12 protein-coding genes are annotated in these 23007 nt (G+C 62.7%); 9 read left to right on the top strand and 3 right to left on the bottom strand.

All coding sequences use genetic code 11. The annotated features are described in order from the left end of the window. From AC1RMD_RS24220 to AC1RMD_RS24195, 6 genes are all read left to right on the top strand, one after another. A complete protein-coding gene (locus AC1RMD_RS24220; protein WP_492930186.1) occupies positions 1 to 1380 on the top strand; it encodes a TolC family protein in 1380 nt (459 codons plus the stop codon). After that, the gene (locus AC1RMD_RS24215) at positions 1377 to 2612 is read left to right on the top strand and encodes an efflux RND transporter periplasmic adaptor subunit (RefSeq protein ID WP_492930184.1); all 1236 of its coding nucleotides are present in this window, start codon (positions 1377 to 1379) and stop codon (positions 2610 to 2612) included. The genes AC1RMD_RS24220 and AC1RMD_RS24215 overlap by 4 nt, the downstream gene beginning before the upstream one ends. A 9-nt stretch (positions 2613 to 2621) precedes the next feature. Continuing rightward, on the top strand, positions 2622 to 6263 hold the full coding sequence (locus tag AC1RMD_RS24210) for an efflux RND transporter permease subunit (protein WP_492930182.1): 3642 nt from the start codon (positions 2622 to 2624) through the stop codon (positions 6261 to 6263). After that, positions 6253 to 8955, top strand: coding sequence for a cation-translocating P-type ATPase (locus AC1RMD_RS24205; RefSeq protein WP_492930180.1), 2703 nt, complete (start codon positions 6253 to 6255; stop codon positions 8953 to 8955). The genes AC1RMD_RS24210 and AC1RMD_RS24205 overlap by 11 nt, the downstream gene beginning before the upstream one ends. Positions 8956 to 9162: 207 nt before the next feature. Beyond that, entirely contained in the window at positions 9163 to 9507 is a 345-nt protein-coding gene (locus AC1RMD_RS24200) for a hypothetical protein (protein WP_492930178.1), read from the top strand. Positions 9508 to 10036: 529 nt separating this feature from the next. Continuing rightward, complete coding sequence (locus tag AC1RMD_RS24195; RefSeq protein ID WP_492930176.1) at positions 10037 to 12970, top strand: TonB-dependent receptor plug domain-containing protein; 2934 nt, start codon at positions 10037 to 10039, stop codon at positions 12968 to 12970. Between the two features lie 192 nt (positions 12971 to 13162). On the opposite strand, the gene gap is transcribed toward AC1RMD_RS24195, so the two are convergent. Together gap and tkt are read right to left on the bottom strand one after the other, a co-directional pair. Then, complete coding sequence (gap, locus tag AC1RMD_RS24190; RefSeq protein ID WP_166105476.1) at positions 13163 to 14173, bottom strand: type I glyceraldehyde-3-phosphate dehydrogenase; 1011 nt, start codon at positions 14171 to 14173, stop codon at positions 13163 to 13165. A 48-nt stretch (positions 14174 to 14221) separates the two neighbouring features. Further along, a complete protein-coding gene (gene tkt, locus AC1RMD_RS24185) occupies positions 14222 to 16216 on the bottom strand; it encodes a transketolase (protein WP_492930174.1) in 1995 nt (664 codons plus the stop codon). Between the two features lie 153 nt (positions 16217 to 16369). On the opposite strand from tkt, the gene AC1RMD_RS24180 reads away from it, so the two are divergent. The 3 genes from AC1RMD_RS24180 (at position 16370) to AC1RMD_RS24170 (ending at position 19675) form a co-directional block, all read left to right on the top strand. Beyond that, positions 16370 to 17095, top strand: a complete 726-nt coding sequence (locus AC1RMD_RS24180) for a 16S rRNA (uracil(1498)-N(3))-methyltransferase (RefSeq protein WP_492930172.1) — start codon at positions 16370 to 16372, stop codon at positions 17093 to 17095. Positions 17096 to 17242: 147 nt separating this feature from the next. Next, positions 17243 to 18550 carry an aspartyl/asparaginyl beta-hydroxylase domain-containing protein gene (locus tag AC1RMD_RS24175; protein WP_492930170.1) on the top strand — a complete coding sequence of 436 codons (1308 nt, stop codon included), beginning with the start codon at positions 17243 to 17245 and terminating at the stop codon, positions 18548 to 18550. A 3-nt stretch (positions 18551 to 18553) separates the two neighbouring features. Next, positions 18554 to 19675 carry an aspartyl/asparaginyl beta-hydroxylase domain-containing protein gene (locus AC1RMD_RS24170; RefSeq protein WP_492930168.1) on the top strand — a complete coding sequence of 374 codons (1122 nt, stop codon included), beginning with the start codon at positions 18554 to 18556 and terminating at the stop codon, positions 19673 to 19675. A 64-nt stretch (positions 19676 to 19739) separates the two neighbouring features. Here the strand turns inward: AC1RMD_RS24170 and AC1RMD_RS24165 are convergent, their stop codons facing one another. Then, positions 19740 to 22658, bottom strand: a complete 2919-nt coding sequence (locus AC1RMD_RS24165; protein WP_492930166.1) for a TonB-dependent receptor domain-containing protein — start codon at positions 22656 to 22658, stop codon at positions 19740 to 19742. Between the last annotated feature and the right edge of the window lie 349 nt (positions 22659 to 23007).

Here is a 23007-nt window from a genome sequence, read left to right as displayed (position 1 = left end):
GTGCTGCGGCGCAATCTGCGTGCAGTCGTGTCCATTCAGCCGTCCTGGCGCTTGCCAAGCATATTGCTCGTTGGCACGCTGCTGGCGGCTTGTGTCGGCACCCCGGGTAGCGGCGAGTATGGCGCCCAACAGCAACTGAAAACTGTTGGACGACAATACCGTCCCGGCGGCGTCCGTCTTGTGCTGCCGTCACTCAACGCGAACGGGCAATTCGAACAGTTCGTACTGTACGCCATACTCAACGATCCGCAGGTGGAAGCTGCCTTTCACGCCTGGGCGGCCTCCGTGCATCGTATTACCGTTGAACGTTCACGGCCCGACCCTCGCCTGACACTGCAGGCAAGCATCGCGGACATGGATTTAATGGCGTTGATGGCAGGTGTCATGACTGACGCCCCCGGCGCGGGGAAGCGCGCCGCCGCAGCCGACATCGCTACCGCGGAAAGCCAAGCGAAGTATTCTTCCTTCGAAGCAAGCGTCCTGCAGAGCGCGTTCGCTGTGCGGAAGGTTCGGTATCAGCTTGACGCCCTTGACACAAGAATCATGCTTGTGAGCAAGATGGCACGCCTGCTTGCGCAGCTGGAAAAACTGGCGCTGACGCAAAACGAAGTGGGACGGGCGCCCATGCAAGACGTACTGCAGGCGCGCATCGAACGCGAGCGCCTGACATCCGACATCGCCAATCTGTCCGATTCGCGTGATGCCTTGTTGGCACAGTTCAAGGCATCAATGGGCATGATCGCGAGCGTCGACGCGCCACCATTGCCGGCGATGCCCCCCCCTTACCCACCCGCACTGACCGCCGCGCGCCTGCTCGAGCTGGCGCTTGGCAACAATCCGCGTCTGAAGCTCATGCAAGCGGAAGTTGCGGCGGCTGAAGGATCGCTGCGGCTGGCACGCAAGTCGGCGAAACCTGATTTCAGCGCCGGCATCGAGGTCGATTGGAAATCCAGCCCCATCATGCTGCAGCCATCGCTGGCAGTCAGCTTGCCGCTCTGGCGCGACAAAACCAAGGCGCAGATCGCCGCAGCGCAGGCAGGCAAAGCCGAGGCCGACGCGCGCCTTTCTGCCGAACAGATTTCGCTGGCCGTCGAAGTGGCGGAAAAAATGTACATGGCGAGCGAAGCCACGCGCCAACTAGCACTGCTTGGCGGTAGTTTACCTCACATGGCGAGCGACGCCCTGACACTGGCGCAGTCGGCCTACTCAGGCGGGAAGTCCGACTTCAACAGCGTCATCAATGCACAAAAAATGCTGCTTGATCTACAACTTTCGCATAGCGAGGCAAGTCTCCAGCGCGAACTGGCGCTGGCCGAACTGTCCCTGCTGGTCGTGGCCACTGTGCCTGCCGGTGCCGCTTTTCGCAAGGCAATGCCATGAAATTTAGAACGATGGTCATCGGGTCCGCCGGGATCCTTTTACTGATGTTGCTGGGTGCGCTGCTCGCCATTTCATTCACCAGCGGGAAGCCCGCGGCGATACCCGAGACTCGCCTCTCTGCCCCGCCGGTGCCGGCCGGCATGCTGCAACTGTCGGATCATGCGCGCGCGATGGCCAGTGTCGACACGGTGCTGGTCGGCAAGCGACCTGTCGCGCGACTGCTTCATGCCGTCGGCAAAGTCAACTACAACGAAACCGCGCTGGCCACCATCAGCGCGCGGGTGGACGGCTATGCCGAACGCCTGTTCGTCGACTATACCGGCGTCGAGGTGAAAGCAGGGGCGCCGCTGGTGGAAATCTACAGCCCGGATTTGGTCGTGGCGCAGCAGGAAATGCTGGTTGCTCTCGACAGCACAAACAGTGCCAGCCTGGTCGAATCGGCCACCCGCAAGTTGCTGCGCTGGGGCTTGACACAGCGTCAGGTCGACGAACTGGTCAGCACGCGCAAGGTACATGAGCGCCTGACGCTGTTCTCCCCGGTGGCGGGAACGGTCATCGAAAAGGTCGTCCAGCAAAAGGCGATGATCAAGCCAGGCGAGGTGTTGTACCGTCTCGCCAACCTCGATTCGGTATGGGTCTACCTGGACCTGTACGAAAACGAACTGGCCGCGTTGCAGGCCGGACAAACAGTCGAGATCAGGGCCGAGGCGCTACCTGGCAAGGTATTCGGTGGCAAGGTACGATTCATTAATCCCGTGCTCAGCGAGGAGTCACGTACGGTCAAGTTGGTCGTCGCGATCGACAACGCCGGCAAATTGCTCAAGCCCGGAATGTATGTCAATGCCACAATCCAGACGGATTCACCTGGCGCCGGCAAGGCCGCCAACTTGCAACTGACGGTGCCGCTTACCGCAGTACTCGACAGTGGAACGCGCAAGATCGTCTATGTGGAAAAGGGGCGCAGTCAGTTCGTCGCAGTGGAAGTGATAACCGGTGAACGCACCGACGACGCTTATCCGGTCATCCGTGGTTTGAACGAAGGCGATCGGGTAGTCACACGCGGGAATTTCCTCCTCGACAGCCAATTCCAAATCCGTGGATTGCCCAGTCTGTTTTACAAGGAAGGCGCCGCGCCTGCGGCGGGACACCAGCACGGCGGCTCGGCCACGCCATCCTCGCCTTCGGCTCCCGCGCCAGCGCCAGCGCCAGCGCCGCAGCATCAGGGGCACTAGGCCACACATATGATCGACGCTCTCATAAAATGGTGCCTGAGCCACGTTTTCATTGTGTTGCTGGCAGTCGGCGCAACTATCGCCGGCGGCTACTACGCGCTGCAGGAAACGCGCGTCGATGCCATCCCTGACATTGGCGAAAAGCAGGTAATCGTCTTCGCCGACTGGCCCGGCCGATCGCCGCAGGACGTCGACAACCAGGTGACATACCCGCTCACGACCAGCCTGACCGGCACGCCCGGCGTCAAAAGCATCCGTTCGATGTCCGGTTTTGGTTTCGCGATGGTGTTCGTGGTATTCAAGGACGACGTCGATTACTACTGGGCACGTTCGCGCGTACTCGAACGCATGAACGTGGCCCAGCAGCGGCTGCCGGCCGGGGTGACGCCGGTGTTGGGCCCCGACGCCACGGCCCTCGGCCAGGTGTTGTGGTACACGGTCGAGGCGGAAGGGTTCGACCTGGCGGAGTTGCGCTCGATCCAGGACTGGTTTGTACGCTATCAGCTCAACTCGGTCGAAGGTGTGAGTGAGGTCGCCAGCATCGGCGGCCACGTCAAACAATATCAGATCGATGTCGATCCCGCCAAGCTGCGGGCGCACCGGGTGACGTTGATGGATGTCTACGAAGCGGTGCGCAAGTCGAACATTGACGTCGGCGCTAAAGTGCTGGAAAAGAACGGCGTTGAATTCTTCATCCGCGGAATCGGCTTCATCAAATCGCCCGACGACCTGGGCAAGGTCGTGATCAGGCAGGAAAAAGGAACGCCGATCCAGGTCCGGCATGTGGCCACCGTGCAGCTGGGTCCTGAATTCCGGCGCGGTGCGCTCGACAAGGCCGGGGTCGAGGCGGTGGGCGGCGTGGTGTTGATGCGCTATGGCGAAAATCCGCTGCAAGTGGTGGAACAGGTCAAACGCAAGATCGCCCAGCTCGAACCGGGACTGCCCCAGAAGGTTCTGGCGGACGGGCGCAGCTCCAAGGTGAGAATTGTGCCGTTCTATGACCGCACCGACATCGTCAACCAGACCGTCGCGACGCTCAAGGACGCGCTGCTGGAAGAGTCGCTGATGGCAAGCGCCATCATCTTCATCTTCCTGCTGCATTTGCGCAGCACCGTTTCAGTTGTGCTCACGCTGCCGCTGTCGGTGGCCATGTGTTTCATGCTGATGTATGGCTTCGGAGTGGACGCCAACATCATGTCGCTGGCCGGCCTTGCCATTGCGATCGGCGACGTCGGCGACATGGGTATCATCATGACCGAGAACATCTACCGCCACGTCGCCAGCGGTGACAAGGAAAAAAGCCATTTCCAGCGAATTTACGATGGCGCCAGCGAAGTGGGAGGCGCCATCTTCACCGCCGTTTCGAATACGCTGGTGTCGTTCATCCCGGTGTTCTTCCTGGCCGGCCAGGAAGGACTGCTGTTCCGTCCACTGGCCTACACCAAGACTTTCGCCATCGGCGCTGCGGTGATCCTGGCGCTGACCGTGGTGCCGGTCGTGTGCTACTTGCTGTTTCGGCCCGCGACCTGGTCGCGGCGCAGCATCTGGACCGGCGCCGCCGCGATCGGCGTGGCCGGCATGTTCGCGGTGCACGCGCTGTTCATGTGGAGCATGCCCGGCAGTCACTACAGCGGCTGGCCGATGGCGCTGGTGGCGGGGCTGGTCGTCATGCTGGCCCTGGTGCGCATGACACGGGAACGTTTTTTGCCGCTTGAGCAAAATCCGGTATCGCGGGCAATCGCCAGCGTCTATACGCCGGTGCTGCGGGCGATCCTTGATCACAAAATGGCGTTCCTCGCCGTGCCCGTGCTGATCCTGGCGGCCGGCACGAGTATCTGGCTCGGCGCCGGCGCGGTCCTGGCGCCGCTCGGGTGGGTCATTAACAGTGTCGCAGGCGCGCCGGATCGTCCCGTGGTCGAATTTGGCCAGTTGCGCTGGCAAACGTTCAGCCAGGCTGGCGCCGGCGAAACCAGCCGTTTGCTTTGGCGGCGCCAGTCCCCCGACGAGCAGGCACAGGAAGCGCGGCGCGGCATAGTCATCCTGGCCGAGCGCCGGGTGATGGTCGGCATAGGCCGTGAATTCATGCCTCCGCTCGACGAGGGCGCCTTTCTCTATATGCCGTCGCTATTGCCGCAGGCGGGTCTGGGGCCGGCGCTGGAGGTGAGCGCGCGCCAGGACCAGGCGATTGCCAGCGTGCCGGAAGTCGAATCGGTTGTGGGCAAGCTGGGGCGGGCGGAGTCCGCACTCGATCCTGCCCCCATCGGCATGATGGAGAGCATGATCATCTTGAAACCGGAAACGCGCTGGCGCAGGATACCCGTGACGCGCTGGTTTAGTGACTGGCCAGCGTCGCTGAAGGCGCCGCTGGCGTGGATCTGGCCGGAGCAGCGAGCCATCACCAAGGGCGAGATCCTCACCGAACTGCAGGCAAGAACGGCGATGCCGGGGGTGTTGCCAACCTTCCTGCAGCCGATCCAGACCCGTCTGATCATGCTGCAGACCGGCTTCCGGGCCATGATGGGCGTTAAGATATACGGCGGCGACCTCAAAGAAATCGGCCGTATCGGTCTGCAGATTGAAAAGTTGCTGGCACAGGTGCCGGGCGCGACCGACATTGTGGCGGACCGCATTATCGGCAAGCCTTACCTGGAATTTGAGATCGATCGCGACCGAATTGCACGCTACGGCGTCAATATACGGGACGTCCAGGACGTTATCGAAATCGCCATTGGCGGCATGAATATCATGGAATCGGTCGAGGGTCGCGAGCGCTATCCGATCCGGGTTCGCTATATGCGCGAACTGCGCGAAGACTTGCCTGAATTGGAAAAAATCCTCGTCCCCACTTCCTCCGACGCGCAAATTCCGCTAAGCCAGGTGGTAACCATCAAGAGTGTTCTGGGCGCGCAGGAAATCAAGGGGGAGCGCGGACTGCTGGTGGGCTACGTAACGATGAACACGCGCGACCGCGACGAGGTCAGCGTGGTGGAGGATGCCGAAGCGCTCCTGCAGGCGGCCGTGGGCGACGGCCGCTTGAAGCTGCCGCCAGGCTATTACTGGGAATGGAGCGGGCAATTTGAAAATCAGGTTCGCGCCACCGAACGCATGCGCATCCTGGTTCCGCTGTGCCTGCTGATCATGTTCGTCATGCTGTATCTTGGATTTAAGCGCTGGTGGATCGCGCCCGTCATCTTCTTTGGCATCATGGTCTCGGCCGCAGGCGGCTTCATCATGCTGGCCTGGTGGGGCGTCAACCTGTCGATCGCGGTGTGGGTTGGATTCCTGGTTCTGTTCGGGGTGGTCGACGACGACGGCGTGATCATGTCAACCCACCTGGAAAACCGCTTCGACAACGCCAGCTTCGCTTCCATCCAGGAAATGCGCAATGCGGTGGTCGAAGTCGGGTTGAAGCGGATCCGTCCGGCATTGATGACAATCGCCACGACCGTCTTCGGCTTGCTGCCGATCTTCTGGGCCACCGGCCGCGGTGCCGATGTCATGCAGCCGATGGCGATCCCGTCTGTGGGGGGCATGGTGGTCAGCCTGTGCGTGACCATCTATATTGCACCCTGCCTCTTTTGCGCAGTCGAAGAATGGAAGTGGCGCCGCGCGCAGCGAACAATGGCAAAGGAGTTACGGCATGAAGTCTGACACAGCATGGCACAGTCTGCCTGCCGAAGCGGCGCTGAAGCGCTACGCATCAAGCGAGGCCGGTCTGACTGCTGCCGACGCGACCAAGCGCTTGCGCCAGGACGGCCCTAACCAGTTGCGCGCAGAGGGTGGCGTTAGTGCCCTTCGCCTGTTGCTGGGCCAGTTCAAGAGCATCATCATCTGGATCCTCATTGCCGCCGGTGTCATTTCGGGTTTGATTGGGGAACCGGTCGACGCGCTGGCGATCCTGTTGATCGTGGTCTTGAACGCGGTCATCGGCTTCTACCAGGAGTACAGCGCCGAGAAATCGATCGCAGCGCTCAAGAAAATGCTGGCCCCCATGTCCAAGGTACGCCGCGACGGCCGCCTGATGGCGATCCCGGCGCGCGATGTCGTCACCGGCGACTTACTTGCGCTCGAGGCGGGCGATCTGGTCGGCGCAGACGCGCGTTTGCTTTCGGCGGCCAGCCTCAAGTGCGTGGAGTCGGCGCTTACCGGCGAGTCCGAGGCGGCGGCAAAACTGAGCACGGCGCTGGCGACGGGCGACATACCGCTGGGTGATCGCAGCAACATGGTATTTGCCGGCACGATGGTGGTGGCCGGCACGGGCCTGGCGGTGGTCGTTTCGACAGGCATGGCCACCGAACTCGGCCAAATCGCTGCCATGCTGGAAGAAAACGCAGGGAACGAAACGACGCCTTTGCAGCGCCAACTCGACGTCGTGGGGCGTATCCTTGCCTGGGCCGCCCTCGGGACTGTCGGCTTGCTGTTCCTGCTTGGCATGTTGCGAGGGACCGCCCTGCTCGAACTGACCATGTCCGCCATCAGCCTGGCGGTGGCCGCCGTTCCGGAAGGCTTGCCCGCGGTCGTCACGGTGGCGCTTTCGCTGGGAGTGTTGCGCATGGCGCGCCGGCGGGCGTTGGTGCGCAGGCTCCCGGCGGTTGAGACGCTAGGGGCCACCACCGTGATCTGCACCGACAAGACGGGCACGCTGACGGCCGGCCAGATGACGGTACGCGCCTTGTACGTGGCGGGACGGCGTTACCGGGTCACAGGCGATGGCTACGGGCCCGAAGGCACGGTCCAGGTTGAAGGAACGCCTCCGGTCGCGCAACGCGCGTCGGCCTTGCTGGACCTGGCGACCGTACTGCTGGGCTGTAACAATGCCCAACTGAGCCGGCAGGAAGGCCAATGGAGTGTGATCGGTGACCCCACAGAAGGTGCGATGCTGGTGGCCGGCGCCAAGGCCGGTGCCGATCGCGCGCACATTGAAAAAACGTCACCCAAGCACCATGAAATTCCGTTCGACTCGGACCGCAAGCGTAGCACCGTGATCCGAACCCTGCCCGGCCAGACGCTGCGCGCCTATACCAATGGCGCACCCGATGTGCTGCTGGCCTTGTGCACCTGCATTCTTGAGGACAGCGGCGTGCGTCCGATGACGGCTACCGACCGTGAGCGCATCGCGACTGAAAATGCCGCGCTGGCCGGACAAGGGCTGCGCGTACTCGGATCGGCCTGGCGTGACCTCGCTGTCGCTGCGCCAGCCGAACTGAGCGGACCCGTTGTCGAGGCCGACCTTGTGTTCATTGGACTGACCGGCATGTACGACCCGCCAAGGCCAGAAGCCAAAGACGCTGTGGCGCGCTGCCACGCCGCCGGCATCCGGGTGGTAATGATCACGGGAGACCATCCGCGCACGGCAATGGCGATCGCGCGTGAGCTTGGTATCGCGGGTGCCGCCGACCTTGCGCTCGCCGGGGGCGACCTGGACCGGTTTGACGAAGCCGAACTGCGTTTGCAGGCGCCACAAATCGCGGTGTACGCACGCGTCAGCGCCGCCCACAAGCTGCGCATCGTCGGCGCCTGGAAGGCCAATGGCGCAGTCGTGGCAATGACCGGGGACGGCGTCAATGACGCACCCGCGATCCAGGGCGCCGATATTGGCATCGCAATGGGCAAGTCAGGAACCGAGGTCACCAAGCAAGCGGCCGACATGATCGTTACCGACGACAATTTCGCCTCAATAGTTGCGGCCGTTGAGGAAGGCCGCGGCGTCTATGACAACATTCGCAAGACCCTACAGTACCTGCTGGCGGGTAATGCCGGCGAACTGTTGCTCATGACGGCCTGCGTCGCCACCGGCCTGCCGGCGCCGCTGCTGCCGATACACCTGTTATGGATCAATCTCGTCACCGATGGCCTCCCGGCCTTGTGCCTGGCCACCGATCCCATCGAAAAGGATGTGATGCAGCGTCCGCCGCGCCCGCGCGATGAACGCATAACCAACAATAGCTTCGTCCTGACGATGCTGCTGACAGCGACCCTGAGCGCCGGCGTTGCCATGGCAGTGTATCTGCACATGCTGCGCGTGAGCGGCGTGGAAGTGGCGCGCACGTATGCGTTCACCGTGCTGGTGTTTGCCGAACTCCTGCGTTCGTTCGGCGCGCGCAGCGAAACGCGGCCGCTCTGGCGCATTTCGCTCAGGACGAATATGGTGCTCGTAGGGGTCGTCATCTTGACCTTCGGCTTGCAGGTCTGGAGTCATCACAACCAAGGGCTCGGTCGCTTGCTGAAGACACACTATGTGCCTTTGGCGGACTGTTTGATACTCTTGGCCATCGGTGCAATTCCACTGGTCCTGCTGGAAGGCGTCAAGCTGTTGCAGCGGACGCGGGAACACCGAGTGTAGAACGCCGGCATGGCGCGGTACGCCGCGTGCGGGCAAGCCCAAATAGCGAATTCACGGCCATTTTGACGTGGATCAAATAATTTTTTACTCCAACGCAATAGCATGGTTGCATGCCCATCGTTATAGCAAGTAGTTTCGTGGGTGTTTTCGAGCCGTGGCCACCGTACTGGTCCGTTGCAGCAAAACCAAACGATCGGGAGAAGAATCATGCGTATCAAACTAGCCTTTGCCGGAATGCTTTTCATCGGACTCGTCGGATGTACGACGGTGGGGCCGGCCGCCAACGACATACCGGCAAACATAGCCACGGCCACCACGCCAGGCGATCACCAGAAGATCGCTGACTACTTCACACAAAAGGCGGTCGACTACGACGCCGAAGCGGCCCGGCATGAGTCGATGGCACGTTCCTACTATGGTCGCCCAAAGGGGGATTCGGGGTCGATGGCCTCGCATTGCCGCGCCCTGCGCGACCAGTTTGCCTCCGCGGCAAAAATGGCCCGCGCGCTAGCGCAGGAACATCGCCAAGTTGCAGCCAACGGTGGCAAGTAGCGCACAGCCGGGGGAGGCTGCGCGGCACGCATCCCGGCGATCGGCACGGACTACTGCAGATCAGGCGTAGCAAGGCCTGCTGAACGCCGTCGCCTGCCGCAGCGTTGCCGCAGGCACCTTCGCGCCCGCCAAGATCTTCCCGCCGTTAAGCGCGCGCGGGACTGTCTGCATTGGGCCGAAACCGCAACCAGTTGTTCAAGGAGCTACGAGAAATTACGGCTTGATCAATTGTGCTCCATCCGGGCGCAGTTCTGCAACAGGCAGACGCAAAGTTTACCGGGTAACGCCAGATTAAAGAGCGTCAGGATACATGCGCACCGTCGCCTTCTGAAAATGACGAGGCGATCGGCCGGCGCTACTACCCGGGCTTGCGCCTCGCGTTGTAGCATAAAAAGAACAGCAACGTTATTTTTTTAGTTATTTTGTCATTTTATGTTTACAAATATACCAACGACCCAATACATTAGCAGATCGGAAAAAATGTTTTTCCGGCAAGTAGCAATGCTAATGAAAAATGGAGGAGTTGGTAATGATCAAGGAAACAACGTTGTCCCGTTCGGTACGCATGATCTGCGTGGGCGGACTGGCGCTCGGCTTACAAGCCGCCCACGCCCAAGAAGCTGCCGTACAAAAAGTCGAAATCACCGGTTCGCGCATTTCGGCCCCTGGCGCCGACTCGCCGTCGCCGCTGCAACTGCTGTCGTCGGCCGACATCGCTGCCTCCGGCGCCGCCAACCTGCAAGAACTGCTGCTGAAAAACCCTACCCTGGGTACGCCGGTTCTGAGCCGCACCAATTCCAATTTCCTGACTTCCGGCGGCGGCGTATCGACCGTCAACCTGCGCAATCTGGGCGATTCCCGCACCCTGGTGCTGGTCAACGGCCGCCGCTTCGTCTCCGGCGTGCCGGGCGACAGCGCAGTCGACCTGAACACCATTCCAACCGACTTCATCGAACGCGTCGAACTGCTGACCGGCGGCGCCTCGGCCACCTACGGCTCGGACGCCGTGGCCGGCGTGGTCAACATCATTCTCAAGCGCAACTTCAACGGCCTGGCGGTCGATGCGCAGACCGGACGCAGCAGCAAGGGCGACGACTTCAAGAAGAAACTGTCGCTGACCTTCGGCACCACCAGCGCCGACGGCGCCAGCAACGTGATGGGCCATTTCGGCTACTCCAAGCAGGGCGCCGTGATGAGCCGCGACCGCGACATCTCCAAGATCGACCAAACCAGCAAGATGGTCGAGACCGGCGAAGCCAATGATGCCTTCCTTGCCGTCAGCCCGCGCTACTCGGGCATCGCGCCGCAGGGCCGCTTCTTCTTCGACAAGGACGCCGCCGGCAAGAGCGGCAGCTACACCTACGACAAAGACGGCAAGGTCATTCCATGGGACGGCAACGGCGACAACGGCCCGGCCACCGGCTTCAACCGCTCGTACTACCGCGCCATCGCCGTGCCGACCGAGCGTTTCCTGCTTGCCACCACCGGCAACCACACCTTCAACGACAACCTCAGCGCCTTCTTCGAGGGTAACTTCGCGTCGAGCAAAACCCGCACCAACATCGAGCCGTTCGCGATGCAGTCGCTCGACGTCTTCAAGGCCGGCGCCGGCAAGACCCCGGCCGAGACCCTGGTCAACGGCGTCGCCGTGCGCAATCCGCTGGTGCCGCAATACCTGTACGACCGCATCACCGACACCGACGGCGACGGCTTGAAGGACTACGTCTTCAGCCGCCGCCTGGCCGAAGTGGGCAGCCGCACCGCCGGCGCCGACCGTGACACCTTCCGCCTGGCTACCGGCCTGAAGGGCACGTTCAAAGAGTGGAACTGGGACACCTACATCGCCTACGGCCGCACCAAGGAATCGCAGTCGTCGAGCGGCCAGGTCAACGTGCTGAACGTGCGTAACGCGCTGGCCGCGATTACCGACACCAAGGACGACAACCACAACGGCAGCACCACCGACGCCATCTGCTCCGACGCCAACGCCCGCTCCCAGGGTTGCGTACCGCTCAATGTGTTCGGCCTGAACACCATTTCGCCGGAAGCGCTGAAATACATCAACGCCCCAGGCTCGCTGGCCACCTCGGTGACCCAGAAACTGGTCGGCGCTTCGGTCAACGGCGAGATCTTCGACCTGCCAGCCGGCAAGATCGGCGTGGCGGCCGGCTTCGAATGGCGCGGCGAATCGTCGAGCTCGGTGCCGGATGCGCTGACCCAGGCCGGCCTGAACGCCGGCAACGCCCTGCCCGCCGTCGAAGGCGATTTCCATGTGCGTGAATTCTTCGTCGAAACCCGCGTACCGGTGCTGAAAGATGCACCGTTCGCCAAGGCGCTGACCTTGAACGGCGCCTTCCGCAACGGTCACTACTCGAGCGTAGGCAACACCAACAGCTGGAACCTGGGCCTCGAATGGCAGCCGGTTGCGGACGTGAAATTCCGCGGCACGCGCGCGCTGTCGACCCGTGCGCCGAACATCAACGAGCTGTACTCGCCGCCGGCGCAAACCTTCCCGAGCGTGACCGACCCATGCGAGAAAGTGACCGCGACCTCGGTCGGCACCAAGGATGACGCCTGCCGCGCCGCCACCGGCGTGATGGCCAACATCGCCGCCAACGGCAAGTTCACCCTGACCCAGCCGGACCGGCAAGGCGTGAGCGGCTATACCAGCGGCAATCCTGGCCTGCATGCTGAAAAAGGCCGTTCGACCACCATCGGCGTGGTGATCACCCCGCGCTCGATCCCGATGCTGAACAAGTTCACCTTCACCGCCGACTACTTCAACATCAAGATCTCGGACGCGATCAGCTACAATGGCCGCGACTATACGCTCGACCAGTGCTACAACCAGGGCAACCAGAACTACTGCAAATTCATCACGCGCCGTAGCGTGGGCGGCGGCGCTATCAGCACCGGCGCACTGCAGTACATCAACAGCACTGCTGGCAACAGCGGCGGCACCGCCACCGAGGGCATCGATTTGACGACCTCGTGGTCCGACAAAGTCGGCCCTGGCCGCCTGAGCGCCAACGTCGCCTACACCTACCTGAAGAACTACTGGGATATTCCTCAGCAAGGCGCCGACAAGGACTACTCGGTCGGTGAAGTCGGCTACGCACGCAACAAGGCCGTCATCAACCTGGCCTACAAATGGCGCGATTTCGGCATCACCTCGACCACCAGCTACACCGGCCGTTCGCGCCTGGACGACCAGTTCCTGAGCGCCTACGACCTGGCGCCGGATGCGGTGATGATCGGTTCGCGCACCATCAACGACTTCCAGCTGACCTGGTCGCCGATCAAGAAGTGGGAAGTTTACCTGGGCATCAACAACGCCTTTGACGTCAAGGCCCCGCGCATCCTGACCGGCCTGAACGGCAACACCACTGGCGCGGAAACCAACGCCAGCGTGTACGACCCGATCGGCCGCCGCGCCTACCTGGGCGTGCGCGGTACGCTGTAATCGTTCGACGCACACAAAAAAAACCCTGCGCGGCGCAAGCTGCGCAGGGTTTTTTTTATCTGTCGCCCTAGCGGGCGAAACTATGCGCCAGGCCGGTGCTATCCGGCTACAAAACGAAAAAGCCTCCATCTGCACTGAACGCGATCTAAATCGCGTTCAGGCGGATGGAGGCTTGTTACTTGAAGACCCGAATTACTTCGCGGTCATCAGTGCAACGGTGGTGTCCAGCATGCGGTTCGAGAAACCCCACTCGTTGTCGTACCACGACGATACCTTGACCAGGCGGCCCGACACTTTGGTCAGGGTCGAGTCGAAGTTCGACGAGGCAGGATTGTGGTTGAAGTCGATCGATACCAGCGGCTCGGTCTGGTAGGTCAGCACTTCCTTCAACGCGCCTTCGGCGGCGGCCTTCATCAGCGCATTGACTTCGTCCACGGTCGTGTCGCGCTTGGCGATGAACGACAGGTCGACCAGCGAGACGTTGATGGTCGGCACGCGGATCGCGAAACCGTCCAACTTGCCGTTCAGCTCAGGCAGCACCAGGCCAACCGCGGCGGCGGCGCCGGTCTTGGTCGGGATCATGCTCATGGTGGCCGAACGGGCGCGGCGCAGGTCTTCATGCATCACGTCCGACAGTACCTGGTCGTTGGTGTAGGCGTGAATCGTCGTCATCAGGCCGGTTTCCACGCCGATCGCGTCGTTCAGCGGCTTGACCAGCGGGGCCAGGCAGTTGGTGGTGCACGAGGCGTTCGAGATCACGGTGTCGGTGGACTTCAGCACGTGCTGGTTAACGCCGTACACGATGGTGGCGTCGACGTCCTTGCCGCCTGGTGCCGAGATGATGACTTTCTTGGCGCCGCCCTTCAGGTGAGCCGAGGCTTTCTCTTTGGTGGTGAAGAAGCCGGTGCACTCCAGCACCACGTCCACGCCCAGATCGCCCCATGGGATTTCCGCCGGGTTGCGCTGCGCGAATACGCGGATCACGTCGCCGTTCACGATCATGTTGTCGCCGTCGACCGTCACGGTGCCGGGGAACTTGCCGTGGGCGGTGTCGTAGCGGGTCAGGTGGGCGTTCGATTTGGCATCGCCCAGGTCGTTGATCGCAACGATCTGGATGTCTTGTTTCTTGCCGCCTTCGTAGAAAGCGCGCAGCACATTGCGGCCGATGCGGCCGTAGCCATTGATTGCAACTTTGATCGTCATACTATGCTCCTGATTAGAAAAATAGGTGATGCAACAAGCAATTATAGATTATGCAATGACAGATTTGACTTTCACCACGACGTTTTCCACCGTGAAGCCGAAGTGCTTGAACAGCACGCCTGCCGGGGCCGATTCACCGAAGGTATCGATGCCGACCACAGCGCCTTCCAGGCCGACGTATTTGTACCAGAAATCGGTCACGCCGGCTTCGATTGCCACCCGTGGCAAGCCTTTGGTCAACACGCTGGCCTTGTAAGCGGCGTCTTGACGGTCAAATACATCGGTCGACGGCATCGACACCACGCGTGCAGCGATGCCTTCCGCGGCCAGCGCCGAAGCGGCGGCCACGGCCAGCTCGACTTCCGAACCGGTGGCGATCAGCGTGACCTTGGCGCCGGCCACTTCGCTCAGCACGTAGCCGCCGCGGGCGACGTCGGCGATCTGTTGGGCAGTGCGTTCCTGGTACGGCAGGTTCTGGCGCGAGAAGATCAGGGTCGATGGACCGTTCTTGCGCTTGACCGCCTCGCCCCATGCGACCATAGCTTCGACGGTGTCGCACGGACGCCAGTTGTCCAGGTTGGGGATCAGACGCATCGACGAAACGTGCTCGACCGACTGGTGGGTCGGGCCGTCTTCGCCCAGGCCGATCGAATCGTGGGTGAACACGAAGATCGAGCGCAGCTTCATCAGCGCGGCCATGCGCAGCGCGTTGCGGCTGTAGTCGGAGAAGGTCAGGAAGGTGGCGCCGAACGGGATGTAGCCGCCGTGCAGCGTGACGCCGTTCATGATCGCCGACATGCCGAACTCGCGCACGCCGTAGTTGACGTGGTTGCCCGGCTTGCCGGAACGCAGCGCGACGCACTCTTTCCAATTGGTCAGGTTGGAGCCGGTCAGGTCGGCCGAGCCGCCCAGGAATTCCGGCAGCACCGGCGCCAGCGCCTGGATGGCGTTCTGGCTGGCCTTGCGGGTGGCGATGTTTTCTTTCTTGTCGACGCAGGCGGCGATGCCGGCCGCCAGGGTGGCGTCGAACGCGGCTGGCAGGTCGCCGGCCATGCGGCGGCTCAGTTCAGCGGCTTCGGCCGGGAATTGCTTGCCGTAGGCGGCGAACGTCGCGGCCCACTCGGCTTCCAGCTTGGCGCCGGCGGCCTTGGCGTCCCAGGCGGCGTAGACGTCGGCCGGGATCTCGAACGGCGCGGCGCTCCAGCCGATGTATTCGCGGACGGCGGCGATTTCCTTGTCGCCCAGCGCGGCGCCGTGCACTTTGTCGCCGCCTTGCAGGTTGGGCGAACCCTTGCCGATCACGGTCTTGCAGCAGATCAGCGTCGGCTTGCTGGCGGTCTTGGCGGCGGCGATGGCGGCCGAGACGGCGGCGACATCGTGGCCGTCGACGGCGCGGATCACGTTCCAGCCGTAGGCTTCGAAGCGGGCCGGGGTGTCGTCGGTGAACCAGCCTTCGACCTTGCCGTCGATCGAGATGCCGTTGTCGTCGTACAGCGCGATCAGCTTGTTCAGGCCCAGGGTGCCGGCCAGCGCGCACACTTCGTGCGAGATGCCTTCCATCAGGCAGCCGTCGCCGACGAAGGCGTAGGTGTAGTGGTTGACGATGTCAAAGCCAGGCTTGTTGAACTCCGCGCCCAGCAGGTATTCGGACAGCGCCATGCCGACCGCGTTGGCGATGCCCTGGCCCAGCGGACCGGTGGTGGTTTCCACGCCGGGCGTGACGTCGACTTCCGGGTGGCCCGGGGTTTTCGAATGCATCTGGCGGAAGGACTTGATGTCGTCCATGCTCAGCGCGTAGCCGGACAGGTGCAGCAGCGCGTAGTGCAGCATCGAGCCGTGGCCGTTGGACAGCAGGAAACGGTCGCGGTTCACCCATTTCGGATTGGCCGGGTTGTGGCTGTAATGGCCACTCCACAGCGCGACAGCGATTTCGGCCATGCCCATCGGCATGCCTGGGTGGCCGGAATTGGCCTTCTGGACGGCGTCCATTGCCAGCGCGCGGATCGCGTTAGCCATTTGGGTGGTTGGGAGCGTAGAAGTCATCGGTGGTCTATCACGAAAGTATGGAAACTGGGGGCAATGGGATGCTGCTGTCGTTGCTACTGTCTGTGCTGCACTCTTGCTGAACCCATTATTTTACCAGACCGAGGCGTCCACCATTTAAAATTGCGGAACTCAAACCGACCGGATCCGCGCATGCCCCGCTTTTATATCTCCCAGCCTTTGGCCATCGGCCAGCTCGTCAGCCTGCCCGAGGCGGTCGCCCACCACATCCAGGTGCTGCGCCTGGCGCCGGGCGAGCTGGTCACGCTGTTCAACGGCCAGGGCGGCGAATACAGCGCCACCCTGAGCGACATCGGCAAACGCCACGTCAGCGTCGAGGTCAAGACGCACCAGCCGCGCGAGGTCGAGCTGCCGTTCGGCATCACGCTGGCGCAGGCCCTGCCCGAGGCCAGTAAGATGGACTGGATCATCGAAAAGGCGATCGAGCTGGGCGTGTCCGGCGTGCAGCCGCTGGCGGCGCAGCGCTGCGTGGTGCGGCTGTCGGCCGAACGGGCGGAAAAGAAGATGGCGCACTGGCAAGGCATCATCGAGTCGGCCTCCGAGCAGAGCGGCCGCAACCGCCTGGCCCAGCTGGCGCCGCTGCAAGACTACAAGCAATGGATCACCCAGCAGGACATGCACCGCCGCATCATCCTGACGCCGCGCGCCGAACAGTCGCTGGCCGACTGGGCGCGCCACCAGAGCCCGCAGGCGGTGACCCTGGTGATCGGCCCCGAGGGCGGCCTCAGCGACGCCGAGGAAAACCTGGCGATCCAGCACGGCGCCCTGCCGCTGGCCATGGGCCCGCGCATCCTGCGCACCGAGACCGCCGGCCTGTCGGCCGCCGCCATCTTGGGCGGGCTGTGGGGCGGCATGTAACAAAATGCGGCAAACAGTATGCAAAGTGACGCGTGGCACCAACAGTTGATCTGGTTTCATGCGCGCTTTGCTGCCGGGCGTGTTATTGGCGGTCTATAATTTCTTTGCAGGCAACAAAGCTTCCCTGCAACCCGTCGATGACAAGAAATGATTACCTCCAAGCCCAATCCGCATACGGCGCAGCCTGAAGTCGCCATCCTGGAGGCGGCAGCGATCAAGGCCACCCAGGCCGGCCAGGAAGAGGAAGCCGGCCGCATGTGGGCGCGCATCCTGGAACTGCAACCGGCCCATCCCCTGGCGCTGACCTCGCTGGGCAAGCGCGCCTTCCGCTACGGCGACCACGCCACCGCGCGCCGCGCCTTCGAGCGCCTGGTGCGCGCCTATCCCGACGATCCGCAGAACTGGGTCAACCTGGCGTTGGCCTGCCAGGGCCAGAAGGACGAGGCGGCCGAAGAGACGGCCATCCACAACGCGCTGGTGGCCGATCCGTCCGACATGGTGGCGCTGATCCTGCGCGCCAACCTGCTGGAACGCCAGGGCAAGACCCACCAGTCGGCCTCGGTGTACGGCGCGGTGGCCTCGGTGGCGCCGCCGGTCGAACGGCTCGACGCCGGCATGCGCAGCGCCGTCGAGCACGCGATGCAATATGTCGAGCGCTACCAGGCCGACTATGGCCGCTTCCTCGACAACTTCCTTGAACAGCAATACCAGCGGCACGCCGGCGAAGACCTGAGCCGCTTCCGCGAATCGATCGACCTGATGGTGGGCCGCAAGCGCCGCTACGAATCGAAATCGATGCGCTACCACTATCCCGGCCTGGTGCCGCAAGCCTTCCTGCCGCGCGCCGAGTTTCCTTGGCTGGACGCGATCGAGGCCGGCACCGACGCCATCCGCGACGAATTCCTGCAGGTGCTGCAAACCGAGGATGGCTTCGCGCCCTACCTGACCTACCCGGACGACGTGCCGCACAACCAGTTCGCGGAACTGAACAATTCGCCGCGCTGGAGCGCCTTCCACCTGCTCAAGGACGGTTTGCCGGTGGCCGACAACGCCGCCAGGTGCCCGCGCACGATGGCGCTGCTGGGCGGGGCGCCGCAGCCGGACCAGCCCGGCCGCACGCCGACCGCGATGTTTTCGCTGCTCAAGCCGAAGACGCGCATCCCGGCCCACGTCGGCGTCAGCAACGCGCGCCTGGTCACGCACCTGCCGCTGATCGTGCCGCCGGGCTGCGGCTTCCGGGTCGGCAATGAAACGCGCAGCTGGCAAGCAGGCCAGGCCTGGGTATTCGATGATACCATCGAGCACGAGGCGTGGAATGACAGCGACAAGCTGCGCGTGGTGCTGATTTTCGACATCTGGCATCCGCAGCTGACGCTGGCGGAACGCGCCATGATCACCGAAATGACCCGCGCCATCCACGCCTTCAAGAGCGCCGATGGCGGTTTTGAACTATAGGCGATGACAGCACACAATCCGAACGCGGCGGCGGCACGCACCCACTTTGAGCAACTCACCCGCGGCGGCCAGGGCGGGCCGCAAGCCTGGTTCGGATTGGCGCAAGCCTGCCAGGCGCTGGGCGACATCAAGGCGGCGCTGGCCGCCCTCGAGCACGCGCTGGACGCCGCGCCCGACAATCTGCAACTATTGCTGGTCAAGGGCGACTTGCTGGCGGCCGACGGCAACGCCGTCTCGGCCGTGGCGTTCTACCGCACCGCGCTGAAGGCGGCGCCACCGGAGGCCGAGCTGCCGCCGTCGCTGCGCGCGCAGCTGGCGCGCGCGCGCGCCGCCTGCGCGCAGCACGCGGCCCAGTTCGAAGGCCAGCTGATGCAGCGGCTGCGCCAGGCCGGCCTGGCCGACGACGCCGACAGCGCCCGCTTCAACCAGTCGCTCGACCTGCTGCTCGGACGCAAGCAAATCTTCCTGCAGCAGCCGCGCCTGTACTACTTCCCCGGCCTGGCGCAAACCCAGTTCTTCGAGCGCGCCGACTTCCCGTGGCTGGACCAGGTCGAGGCGGCCACCGACGAGATCCGCGCCGAGCTGCTGCAAGTGCTGCAGGACGACAACGCCTTCGAGCCCTACCTCAAGCCCGACCCCGGGCTGCCCGCGCTCAACCGCGGCGGCATGCACAACAACCGCGACTGGAGCGCCTTCTATTTGTGGCGCAACGGCGAATTGGTGGCGGAAAACGCCGCGCGCTGCCCGAAAACGCTGGCCGCGCTGGCCCAGGTGCCGATGACCCAGGTGGCGGGACGCGCGCCCACCGTGCTGTTCTCGATGATGCGCCCCGGCGCCCACATCCCGCCGCACACCGGCATCCTCAACACCCGCCTGATCTGCCACCTGCCGCTGATCGTGCCGCCCGGCTGCTCGCTTCGGGTCGGCAACGAGACGCGCAGCTGGCAGGAAGGCAAGGCCTGGGTGTTCGACGACAGCATCGAGCACGAGGCCTGGAACACCAGCGACCAGACGCGCGTGATCCTGCTGTTCGAGGCCTGGCGGCCGGAGCTCACCGAAAAAGAGCGCACGCTGGTGAGCGCGATGCTGGGCGCCATCGACGCCGGCAGCGACTGGGAAACCTGAAAAAAAAAGCGTAAAAAAAAGCGGCGGGTCGTGAGACCCGCCGCTTTTTACTTCGTGACGCCGATTAGAACTTGGCGGTCAGATTCATGAACAGCTTGCGACCCAGCGCATCGTACATCGATGGGAAGGTGTTGCCGTTACCCTGGCCGGTACCATACTTCGAGGTGATCGGCGGATCGCGGTCGAACATATTGTTCATACCGGCGGTAATGCTGATCTTCTTGTTGAAGTAGTAGGTGCCTGCCAGATCGAAGTAGTTGGCCGAAGCGAAGTGCGATTCAGCCGCACGCGGGGTGCCGGTCAGGTGCTCATTGCTGCTGGTGGTTTCGATGTCCACGCCCTGGAAGTAGCGCCAGGTCAAAGCCAGGTCGACACTCCATGGGGTGTTCCAGTTGCCACGCAGCTTGTGACGCCATTTCGGACGAGGCTGGCCGCACTTGCCGGCGCCGTTGTACAGGCCTGCGCAATCGTAGGCGCCTTCACCCGGCAGCTCTTCCACTTCATACGACTTCAGCTTGGTGCCGTTCATGGTCAGGCCCATGGTGCCGAGGTTGCCCACGCGCTGGCCATAGCTGAAGCCCAGATCGATACCCGAAGTCTTGATCGAACCGATGTTGGTGTTGGTGCCAACGATGTTCGCCGAATTCAGCAACCACAGGGTCCCCTGCGAGTCGCGATGGACCTGCGAGCAGAACGCCGCATCGCCGGTGTCCAGACACTTGTTCAGCGTGGTTTCCGGGCTGACGATGCTGATGGTGTCCTGCACCTTGATGTCGAAGTAATCGACGGTCACGGTCAGGTTTTTCATCGGCGTGATCACCAGACCCAGGGTGTTCGACTTCGAACGCTCTGGCTTCAGCTGGGTGTTACCACCAGCCAGGTAGTTGTACTGGCCGGCAGGGCTGCCCTGGATGTGGCCATACTGCGCAGCGCTGACACCGGTGCGAGCGCACTCGGCCGCTGTGCGGTCTGGCGTGGCGCCGCCGCATGGATCCGAGTCCATGTCGAACAGGTTGTTGCCGGCTGGGGTGAACATTTCGTTGATGTTCGGTGCACGGACCGCCTTCTGGTGCGAACCGCGGACCTTCACCATCGACACTGGCTGCCATTCCAGGCCAATACCGTAGGTGTTGGCGCTGACGCCGGTGTCGATCTTGGTGTGGCGGAACGACAGGTTGGTTGCCAGCATTTCGGCAAACGGTTTGTTTTCCAGCAGAGGCAGGCGCACCTCGCCGAACACGTCCTTGACCACATAGCGGCCTTTCACTGGCTTCACAGGACCGCCGGAGCCGTCCAGGTCGAAGTTTTGCGAAGGACCGTCAGGACGCAGTTCCAACGCCTCGACGCGACGCTCCAGGCCGACGGACACGCCGACGCCTTGCGAGTTGCCAGGAATTTTGATGCCGTATTCGCCCAAGTCGGCCGCGATGTTGGCGCCCTGGATCTGCTGTTCGGTCTGACCGAAGCTCTGGCCTGGAATCTGGATGTAGTCCAGCATTTCCTTGGTCACGCCGCCCACTTTCCAGACGTTGTAAGGTACGCAAGCCGGGTCGGAACCGTTGACGAACGAAGCGCACTGCGCGACGCCGTTCACGTTGACCACGTCCATGGCCTTGGCCGCTTTGGACTTCGAGAAATAGTTATCCGAGCTGCCGGCAAAGCGTACTTTGGAGGTCTGCGCGAAGATGTCGTACTGCCAAGGGCCGATTTCGCCCTTGACGCCCGCCAGCATGCGGTAGGAAGTGTTGGTGAAGACCGAGTCACGGCCGCCGCCTTCGACGTTACGACGCTGGATAATCACGTCGTTGCTGCTGCCTGGCGCGGAGACGTCCAGCGCGGCCTTCATCTCTGGGGTCAGGAACGGATTGTCGTTCTTGACGGTGTAGACGCTGCCGAACATGCCGCCCGGAGCGACCTGCGCATCGCTGCGGTCATCATGGAAGGAGAAGTCGGCGTAGACACGGGCTTTCTCGTTGACGTCGTAATGGATGTTTGCAGCAACGCCATAACGCTCGTCCGGACGGGTCAGGTAGTTGGTTGGGCCGAAGTTGTAGGCGTCGGTCGCATCCACGTAGGAACGTGGCGTACCGCCGGCGGTGGTGGTGTAGATCTTGCCGCCGTTAGGGTGCAGCGCGTCCGGCAGGGCGCCATTGGTGAAGCGGCCGGTGGCGTTGGTGCTGGAACCGCCGCAGGCGAAGCCCGCAGCCGAAACGCTCAGCGAGCAAGCGGTGAAATCACGCGCGGCTTGCAGCAGCGCGTCGTCGCGTTTGTAGCTGAAGAACAGGGTGGCGTTACCCTTGTTGTCGGCGAAGTTGCTACCGATCAGCAGCGAGGCGTCGCGCGAACGGCCGTCCAGGCCGACGTTGCCAGGCACCGAGAACTGACCCGGGTTGCCGGCGGCGCGCTTGGCGACCAAGGCGCTCACACCAGCGGTGCCCTGCTGCTTGTGGTTGTAGCCGCTGCCGTTGATTTCGACCGACACGCCTTCGAAGCGGTCGTTCATGATGAAGTTGACCACACCCGCGACCGCATCGGCGCCGTACACGGCGCCGGCGCCGCCGGACAGTACTTCGATACGTTTGATCAGGGGAGCTGGAATCTGGTTCAAGTCGGCTGCTGGCGAGCTCGGGGTACCGGCTGGCAGACGGTGGCCATTGACCAGCACCAGGGTACGGTTGGAACCCAGGCCGCGCAAGTCGACCTGGGCGGTACCGGTCGCGCCGTTGGAGACCGAGCCGGACTGCGATGCGAACACCTGTGGCAAGTTGTTCAGCAGGCTTTCGACGTTGCGCAGACCATCGATCTTGATGTCTTTCGAACCCAGCACGGTAATCGGGCTGGTGCCCTCGGTGTTCAGCGTAGGGATACGCGAACCGGTCACCTCAACTTTTTGCAAAGGCTGGTCCGCTGCCTGCTGCGCGGACGCCGCATGCATACCCAGCGCCATCCCGCTGATGAACATCACGCGGATCGAGCGAGACAATACTGTTTCCTTGATCATTATATTGTATTCCTTGGTGTGTTTTATTAGAACGTTTAACGGCATCTTTTGGATAGCAACTAAAAACGACCCATTTCTTTGTTTAACCTCTACCGACTGAGAATAGTCTGGATAAAACTATTCATTCACCGGCTACTGCACTTTCTCTGCCCCAGGTAAAGATCGGCGCTTGCGTCATCGTTGATGAAATAAAGCCAAACTTTTCCGCTGTTCATAAAAACATAGCAACTCGGCTATTGTCAATGAACCTTACACAGTCCCGGCGGGCGGACGGAAGGCGGCGGTTTCAGCGCACCGGCGTGGTGCGCTGCGGCAAAGCGTGGCAGCAAAG

The sequence above is a fragment of the Duganella sp. GW822-FHT06D06 genome (assembly GCF_058799615.1).
This window is presented reverse-complemented; position numbering and strand designations above follow the sequence as displayed.

Bases quoted from the DNA above. Each gene is read 5' to 3' on its own strand.
- AC1RMD_RS24175 (WP_492930170.1), top strand. From the start codon at position 17,243: ATGATTACCTCCAAGCCCAATCCGCATACGGCGCAGCCTGAAGTCGCC.
- gap (WP_166105476.1), bottom strand. From the start codon at position 14,173: ATGACGATCAAAGTTGCAATCAATGGCTACGGCCGCATCGGCCGCAAT.
- AC1RMD_RS24215 (WP_492930184.1), top strand. From the start codon at position 1,377: ATGAAATTTAGAACGATGGTCATCGGGTCCGCCGGGATCCTTTTACTG.
- AC1RMD_RS24180 (WP_492930172.1), top strand. From the start codon at position 16,370: ATGCCCCGCTTTTATATCTCCCAGCCTTTGGCCATCGGCCAGCTCGTC.
- AC1RMD_RS24195 (WP_492930176.1), top strand. From the start codon at position 10,037: ATGATCAAGGAAACAACGTTGTCCCGTTCGGTACGCATGATCTGCGTG.
- AC1RMD_RS24170 (WP_492930168.1), top strand. From the start codon at position 18,554: ATGACAGCACACAATCCGAACGCGGCGGCGGCACGCACCCACTTTGAG.
- AC1RMD_RS24210 (WP_492930182.1), top strand. From the start codon at position 2,622: ATGATCGACGCTCTCATAAAATGGTGCCTGAGCCACGTTTTCATTGTG.
- AC1RMD_RS24205 (WP_492930180.1), top strand. From the start codon at position 6,253: ATGAAGTCTGACACAGCATGGCACAGTCTGCCTGCCGAAGCGGCGCTG.
- AC1RMD_RS24200 (WP_492930178.1), top strand. From the start codon at position 9,163: ATGCGTATCAAACTAGCCTTTGCCGGAATGCTTTTCATCGGACTCGTC.
- tkt (WP_492930174.1), bottom strand. From the start codon at position 16,216: ATGACTTCTACGCTCCCAACCACCCAAATGGCTAACGCGATCCGCGCG.